A 7,892-nucleotide genomic window follows, 5' to 3' on the forward strand; every position below is an offset into this window, starting at 1 on the left:
GGGTGGGGTGCTAGGCCCCGCTTGCCGACGCCCCGCCCGCCTAGAGGTTTCTTCCACGTGCTGTAAAATCAGCAACTATGTGTGGAATTGTTGGATATATTGGTCACGCTGGTGGTGACCGTGATTACTTCGCCCTCGACGTAGTCTTGGAAGGGCTGCGCCGTTTGGAATACCGCGGCTATGACTCCGCTGGCGTAGCAATGTACGCCGATGGGGACATTAGCTGGCGCAAGAAGGCCGGTAAGGTCGCTGCGCTGGATGCTGAGATTGAGGCCCGCCCGTTGCCAGACTCCGTGCTGGGCATTGGCCATACCCGCTGGGCTACCCATGGTGGCCCTACCGACCTGAATGCGCACCCGCACGTGGTCGATGGCGGCAAGCTGGCCGTGGTGCACAACGGCATCATTGAGAACTTTGCCGAGCTCAAGTCCGAGCTTTTGAACAAGGGCTACAACTTCGTTTCCGAGACCGACACTGAGGTTGCCGCTACGTTGCTGGGCGATGTCTTCCACAACGAGGCCGCTGGTGACCTCACCAAGGCAATGCAGCTGACCTGCTCCCGCCTCGAGGGCGCATTCACCCTGCTGGCCATCCACGCCGAGCAGGCCGATCGCATCGTTGCCGCTCGCCGCGACTCGCCGCTGGTTATCGGCCTGGGCGAGGGCGAGAACTTCCTCGGCTCCGACGTATCTGGCTTCATCGATTACACCAAGTCCGCCGTGGAGATGGACAACGACCAGGTCGTGACCATCACCGCCGACGAGGTAGAAATCACCGATTATGCGGGCAACCCTGCACAGGGCAAGCCTTTTGAAATCAAGTGGGATGCCGCCGCTGCCGAAAAGGGTGGCTTCGATTCCTTCATGGAAAAGGAAATCCACGACCAGCCCGCCGCTGTGCGCGATACCCTGCTCGGCCGCTTCGATGAACAGGGCCAGCTGGCTCTCGATGATCTGCGCATCGATGAGACCGTGTTGAAGTCCATCGACAAGATCATCGTCATCGCTTGCGGTACCGCCGCCTACGCCGGCCACGTGGCACGCTATGCCATCGAGCACTGGTGCCGCATTCCTACCGAGGTCGAGCTCGCCCACGAGTTCCGCTACCGCGATCCGATCGTGAACGAAAAGACCTTGGTTGTCGCCCTGTCTCAGTCCGGTGAGACCATGGATACCCTGATGGCCGTGCGTCACGCCCGCCAGCAGGGCGCCAAGGTTATTGCCATCTGTAATACCCAGGGCTCGTCCATCCCGCGCGAATCCGATGCCGCGCTCTACACCCACGCCGGTCCGGAAATCGCCGTAGCCTCCACCAAGGCCTTCCTGGCGCAGATTACCGCCACCTACCTGCTTGGCCTCTACCTGGCCCAGCTGCGCGGCAACATGTTCGCCGATGAAATCCAGAGCGTTCTCGCTGAGCTGCGCCACATGCCGGACAAGGTCCAAAACGTCATCGATGAAGAGGACCAGGTGGCCAACCTGGCCAACTCCATGAAGGATGCGGAATCCGTGCTCTTCCTGGGCCGCCACGTCGGCTTCCCTGTAGCTCTTGAAGGCGCGCTCAAGCTCAAGGAGATCGCCTACCTGCACGCCGAGGGCTTTGCCGCCGGCGAGCTCAAGCACGGCCCGATTGCACTGATTGAGGAAGGCCAGCCGGTCTTCGTTATCGTGCCGTCCCCGCGCGGCCGCGACTCCCTGCACTCCAAGGTCGTTTCCAATATTCAGGAGATCCGCGCCCGCGGTGCCATCACCATCGTGATTGCGGAAGAAGGCGATACCGCCGTGGAGGATTACGCTAACCACGTCATCCGCATCCCGAAGGCGCCGACCCTCATGCAGCCGCTGCTGGCCACCGTGCCGCTGCAGATCTTTGCCGCCCATGTAGCAAAGTCCAAGGGTTACGACGTGGACCAGCCGCGTAACCTGGCCAAGTCCGTGACCGTGGAGTAATCCACGCCGAACGGTACTAGTTAAGCCCCCTTACTTGCCGCGTTTCTTGCGTGGGAGGTAAGGGGGCTTTTGCATTTCATTGAAGCTTGGCGAATACCTAGGCCGCGCCGGATGGCCGCCCTCGGACCGCGACGCTGCGGCTGGCGAGGGAGCGGACCAGGGTCAGACCGAGGAGAGCGCCCTTGCCTTGATCTGGTCGAACTCCTGCTGGGTAATCGCTCCCGAGTCGAGAAGGGCCTTCGCCGAGGCGATCTCATCGGTCGGGCTCGATCCGGCGGAGCCGCCGGCGACGGACTTGATGTACTCATCCTGCCGCTGCTGGAGCTCCTGGCGCGCCTCGACCGCGCGGTCGGTCATCCCCCGACCTCGAACAAGCAGGTACGCGAGCATTCCGATGAACGGCAGCGCGAGGATGAACACCACCCACAGCGCCTTTGCGAAGCCGCCGAGGTCCTTGCTGCGGAAGAGATCTCCGAAGATCCACCACAGGGACATGAACCATGCGAAGAAGATGAAGAACTCGAACATGGCGAGTAGGAATGAGCCGTTGTCGTCGAACATTTGCTGACTGCCTCCTGACTGGATGGACGCTGGCCGAGCGGTCCACGCGGACCCCAGCGCACGACGGTTAGGAACAAGGACGTGCCCGGGCCGTCGCCGAACCATGTTAGCAGCTTTTCCTCACCAAGCGTGGTAGCCGGGTTGCGACGCGCTGACCGGGTTGGGCTGGTGAAGACGGGCCTGGGACTCCACGATTCGTAGCGACCAAGCAACGGATCGAGAGGAGTCCCAGGTGAGTGTTGAGGCTACCGTCCTGCCCGCTGCGATGCTCGGCATCTCGGGGTTGGTGGTGCTTGCCGTCGGTGAGTACGGCGGTGAGCTGGAGCTGTTGGTGGAGACCTCCGAGTCGGTGACCGGGTGCCCGCGGTGCGGGGTGGTCGCGGTGGCCCACGGCCGGCGTGAGCATCTGGTGCGTGACATCCCCTCGGCGGGGCGGCCGGTGCTGCTGGTGTGGCGCAAGCGGCTGTGGCGGTGCGCCGAACCGGCGTGCCCGCAACGTACCCGGTCAGTACACCTAATAAAGCGACGTCAGTACGTTCGCTAATGCTCGAGCTGATCTTTCATCGCTCGTACCTCTTGGCTGCCAGCGTGGTCACTTATTCGCAACCGCCCACCGTGCGTTCTCTACACCCCTCACCGTTGCACTCATGTGAGACATTTGAACGCGCTGTGGCCTTATCCGTCCCCGCGGATTGCTCCTCGCCTGTCATTCCTGAAGGGTGATGCTCCTATGTTGTGTCAAGCTGATTTGAGAAGTTCTTCATAAGCCAACCTCAACTCCGGCAAAGGGCGCTTGCCGGTTTCGATATCACTGATTCTCGCCGGGGCACACCCGAGTTTTTCAGCAACCTGGGCTTGCGATAACTGCCTCTCGATCCGTCGAGCTTTGAGTTCATCAACCTCTACCTGGCCCGTTGGAAGAACGGCCTGACCCAAGCACAACACCCGGTAGACCTCCCTGACAATGGCGCGTTTCAGACACCGTAAGATCTCCTTTTTCGACAATCCTTCCTTGGTGCGTTTGGCTACGTAGTCCCTGGTGCGTTGGTCATGATGCATCCGCACCAACGCGATCCGATGCAACGCAGAATTCGCCCGACGATCACCACCCCGGTTGAGACGGTGCCGATGAGTCCGTCCAGAACTAGCCGGAATCGGTGCGGCCCCGCACAGATGAGCTAATGCTGCCTCGGAGTGAATCCGGCCTGGATTATCCCCCACACTGACAATCAGATCAGCAGCCACCACGGAACCACACCCAAATATCGAGGTCACATGCGGATTGATCATCTCAACCAGGATACTGATGTGTTTTTCCAGCTGCGTACCCTGTTTCTGTAAATCACGATAGGTGGTGGCTAATGTCTTCAACGCGAGGAGCACCCCATTTCTGGGGTCGGCCAGGTCAGCTGATGGTCGGCACCGGGACAAGGCCTCCACCATGACCAATGTGGACATCGCACTATAGCGGCGTCGAATCTCATCGGGTGCTGTGACCAGCAACGATTTGATCGTTGTCATCAGTTTCGCTGCTGTCATCACGAGCTGACGGCGGGTGATCTGCAACCCACGGAGGGATTCCACTGGCCCGGAAGTGTCTTTCGGGATGCTTAAGGCTTCCCCGGTGAGCACCTGGCGGGCGGCAGCGACAGCATCAACGGGGTCTGATTTGCCGTCCCGGCGTCGAACGGCCCGGGTAGGGCGTAAGACTTCTACGACTGAGTATTTCTGGGTGCGAAGGTGGCGTGTCAGGCCTGCTCCATAGGAGCTGGTTCCTTCCACACCGACGGTGGTGACACCGTAGGTTGCCATGAACTCTGAAATCGCCACGTAGCCAGGGTTGGTGGCGGGGAAGGTGTCGGTGGCGATGTGCCGGCCGGTGTCCGAAATAACGGCAACAGTGTGGGTATCGGTGTGGGTGTCGATTCCGGCAACGGGGCCGGTGGGGCAGTCGAAAGTGGTAGACATTGGGGATCAGGTCCTGTCTGTGAGCAAACGTGCGGGTGACCCGCGATCCGGGGTTTCCGGGCAGACAAGACGCTGATGGGACGACTACACTAGACACCTGCCGGGGTGGTCACGGTGGAGACGTCACGCTCCTATAAGGTCATGGGCGGATTCACCAGATTGCGGTACAGGGTCGGAACTAACATGGAAGACAGATCACGCTGAAGGCACATGAGGAGATCATGGCCAGTCAAGAAGTGGGTCATTCCACGTGGTTCCGATCCTGTATTCCCATTATCAGCGTCAGGAAGTTTGTGTGTGAGGCTCTGATCTAGAAGGAGTTTCACCGATAATGACTACGGTGTCACCGAAGAAAACCATGACCCGGCGAGGGTCAACGAGATCAGCGAGAAGCTGATGGAAAATTCTGAAATCGCCAGCTTGATTAGCGAGCTGTCGAGCTCCGCTGATGATGCAAGCGAGCTGGTCAAAGGCCTGCTGCAAGCATCAATCAACGCTGGCCTTAAGGCGGAGATGGATGCGCACTTGGGCTACGGCCATTCCGACCGCAAAGCGAAATCCCAGGTCGAAACCGCACAGGAGAATAATCACCGTAACGGGTCGTACACCAAGACCGTCAATTCTGGCTACGGCGCAGTTGAGGTGACCGTGCCCAGGGATCGTGCCGGCACGTTTACTCCCCGGATGGTGCCCAAGGGTGCACGTCGGCTCACAGAACTCGACGACATGACTATCTCGCTCTACGCCGGTGGGATGACCGTGCGCGATATCCAGCATCACCTCGCGACCACCCTTGGGGTGGATATGAGCCCGGATACGATCAGCACCATTACCGATGCGGTGTTAGACGAGGTCATGATCTGGCAAAACCGCCAGCTCGACGAGTTTTACCCGGTGATCTTCCTCGACGCGCTACGCGTGAAAATCCGTGACGGCCACCGCGTGGTCAACAAGGCTTGCTACATGGCGGTTGGTGTCGACATGGACGGCATCAAGCACATCCTGGGACTGTGGACCGCCGACAATGAAGGAGCCGCATTCTGGGCATCGGTGTGTGCGGATCTGGCTAACCGCGGTGTCCAAGACGTGTTCATTGTGTGCTGCGACGGGCTCAAAGGCTTGCCGGAAGCCGTGGAGGCAACCTGGCCGAATTCCATGGTGCAGACCTGTATTGTGCACCTGATTCGGGCTGCGAACCGGTGGGTGTCGTATCAGGACCGCAAAGGTGTCTCCCGGGCGCTGCGTGAGGTCTACACGGCCGCAAACGAGGACACCGCCCGTGCCGCCTTGGATGCGTTCGAAGCCAGTGAACTGGGCCGGAAATACCCGCAGTCGGTCAAAGTCTGGCGCGACGCTTGGGAGCGGTTCGTGCCGTTTCTGCAGTTTCCGCCGGCGGCACGCCGGGTGCTCTACACCACCAATTCAATCGAGTCGCTGAATGCTGAACTGCGTAAAGCTACCCGCAACAGGGGCCAATTCCCGAACGATACCGCGGCGCAGAAAACGCTGTGGCTGATGATCTGCAACATCGAACAAGCGTGCCGCCCAGCGAGCGAAGAAAGCAAAGCGCAACATTGAGTGCAACGGCTATATTGAAGGAGCGAAAGCCACCGGGTGGAAACAAGCCATCAACCAACTAGCCGTGGCTTACCCCGACCGATTCGCGGACTACTTGTAAACCACCCCCCGCACACAAACAATCGGACACCCTCACTTAACCGGATATGGCACCCAGCTTCCGTAGCTACGGCATAAGCCGCGGTAAGATGCATCCCACATCTTTTGGCGGCTTGGTGTACTGACAGTCCGCTTCGGACTAGCTCCACAAGCTGGAAAGCCTGGCTGCCGCGGCGATCAACTCGTTTGGCTTTAAACACGACTGGCAATCCAAAGGCATGGCAAAAATTCAAAGCATGCCCGTAATGACAACCAAGCTCACCAGCCGCCGAACGGACACTACGCCCACTGCCAACCAAGGCAACTAAGCCACGACGATCCGACTCAGACAACGAATGAAACGGGCCGACAACCCCAGACACAACAACACCCTCCTAAGGGAAAGTGTTGCAACGACCCTCTGAACTCAAGGCTTGAAACTGTTATGCTATTGGGAGCAATTGTTGTCGGTGAAAGGAGTAGGCAGTGCTCATCCGTCGTGTTTTTGCGTAAAACACTAAAGGAAGAACGGATTTAAGCATGCCTATTTTATTGAACGACCTTTCCCTAGTATGGCCCGATGGCACAACCTGCTTCAGTGGCCTAAACGGTGCCTTTTCTGGCCCTTTAACTGCGCTGATTGGGGATAATGGTGCAGGAAAGACATCTCTGTTAAACGTCATCCTTGGCAAAATCTTGCCTACTGCTGGAACGGTGGAAAAGCCGGAATCGATAGCGTACCTGCCACAAGACCTTGCTTGGAATGAAAATGATGTAGTAGCAGACATCTTCGGTGTCACCCAAGTGCTCACGGCGATTTCCGCAGTCGAAGCCGGTGAGTATGAACCAGAACTCTATGAGTTAATTGGGGAGCAATGGGACGTCGGTGAGCGCATTGCCGCTGCCCTTTCCGCCGCCGGATTGGATATCCCGTTGGACCGCCCTATCAAAAGCCTCTCTGGAGGTGAAGCGGTCCGCGTCGCTTTGGTGGCGGTGTTCTTGTCCGAGCCGGATTTCATTATCCTCGATGAACCGACCAATAACCTCGACGGAACTGCTAAGAAGCATCTGAAAGATATGTTGGTAAATGCCGCGGCGCCGGTGCTAGTGGTAAGCCATGACAAAGACCTGTTGGATGTAGTTTCCGAGGTAGCGGAATTAAGGGATGGGAACCTACGCTTCTTCCAAGGCAACTATTCCGACTACCTAGCCACGATTAATGCAGAACAGGAAGTAGCTCAGAAAGCAGTATCTACCGCCAAGGCGACTTATAAGCAGCAACTCCGCGAACAACAAGCAATGCAAACACGAATTGCGCGTGATGCGCGCCGTGGAAAGAAGTTCGCGGAGTCGAAGCGCAAACCAGGCATGACGATGAAGCTTGATAAGCAGCGATCCGAAAAGACGGCATCACGCAGAGCGCAAATCCATTCAGGCGCAGTTGAAGCGGCCCAACGCTCTTTAGCTCGAGCTGAGCGAAACATACGAGATGATGATTCGGTCTATATCGAGCTGCCACAAACTGAGCTGCCGGAAGGAAAGCGGGTTATTTCGATTCCTGGGCTGACGATTGTCGGCCCAGAACGGGTGCGCTTGTCAGGACCAAATGGAAGTGGCAAGACCACGCTCTTAAACCGAATTAACTCCGGTGAGGCGGGCTACGTGATCGGCAACTCGGGGTATTTGCGTCAACGAATTGGATTAGATCCTTCTCTAAGCGTATGGGACGTGGTTACCAACGCGAATCCACGAGAGGGG

The 7,892-nt window shown here is 58.3% G+C and carries 5 protein-coding genes and 1 pseudogene; 4 read left to right on the forward strand and 2 right to left on the reverse strand.

Features of this window, described 5'->3' with window-relative positions; translation table 11 throughout:
• The first annotated feature begins 77 nt into the window (after positions 1-77).
• Complete coding sequence (gene glmS, locus CORTU0001_RS05585; protein ID WP_005322735.1) at positions 78-1,949, forward strand: glutamine--fructose-6-phosphate transaminase (isomerizing); 1,872 nt, start codon at positions 78-80, stop codon at positions 1,947-1,949.
• A gap of 162 nt (positions 1,950-2,111) precedes the next feature.
• Here glmS and CORTU0001_RS05590 read toward each other — a convergent pair whose 3' ends face one another.
• Positions 2,112-2,510 carry an SHOCT domain-containing protein gene (locus CORTU0001_RS05590; protein ID WP_005322734.1) on the reverse strand — a complete coding sequence of 133 codons (399 nt, stop codon included), beginning with the start codon at positions 2,508-2,510 and terminating at the stop codon, positions 2,112-2,114.
• A gap of 232 nt (positions 2,511-2,742) precedes the next feature.
• Here CORTU0001_RS05590 and CORTU0001_RS05595 point away from each other — a divergent pair, with 232 nt between their 5' ends.
• Complete coding sequence (locus tag CORTU0001_RS05595; RefSeq protein ID WP_010189373.1) at positions 2,743-3,054, forward strand: transposase family protein; 312 nt, start codon at positions 2,743-2,745, stop codon at positions 3,052-3,054.
• A 194-nt stretch (positions 3,055-3,248) separates the two neighbouring features.
• Here the strand turns inward: CORTU0001_RS05595 and CORTU0001_RS05600 are convergent, their stop codons facing one another.
• Positions 3,249-4,478: an IS110 family RNA-guided transposase gene (locus CORTU0001_RS05600; RefSeq protein ID WP_005324630.1), complete on the reverse strand. Its 1,230-nt coding sequence runs from the start codon at positions 4,476-4,478 to the stop codon at positions 3,249-3,251.
• A 331-nt stretch (positions 4,479-4,809) separates the two neighbouring features.
• Between CORTU0001_RS05600 and CORTU0001_RS05605 the strand changes: the two are divergent.
• Positions 4,810-6,156 (forward strand): annotated as a pseudogene (locus CORTU0001_RS05605) (IS256 family transposase).
• A 518-nt stretch (positions 6,157-6,674) separates the two neighbouring features.
• The coding region (locus tag CORTU0001_RS05610) for an ATP-binding cassette domain-containing protein (protein ID WP_005328060.1) at positions 6,675-7,892 on the forward strand (1,218 nt) is incomplete at its 3' end.

It is taken from the genome of Corynebacterium tuberculostearicum SK141 (genome assembly GCF_000175635.1).
In the GTDB taxonomy this organism is placed as follows: domain Bacteria; phylum Actinomycetota; class Actinomycetes; order Mycobacteriales; family Mycobacteriaceae; genus Corynebacterium; species Corynebacterium tuberculostearicum_C.

Bases quoted from the DNA above. Each gene is read 5' to 3' on its own strand.
- glmS (WP_005322735.1), top strand. From the start codon at position 78: ATGTGTGGAATTGTTGGATATATTGGTCACGCTGGTGGTGACCGTGAT.
- CORTU0001_RS05590 (WP_005322734.1), bottom strand. From the start codon at position 2,510: ATGTTCGACGACAACGGCTCATTCCTACTCGCCATGTTCGAGTTCTTC.
- CORTU0001_RS05600 (WP_005324630.1), bottom strand. From the start codon at position 4,478: ATGTCTACCACTTTCGACTGCCCCACCGGCCCCGTTGCCGGAATCGAC.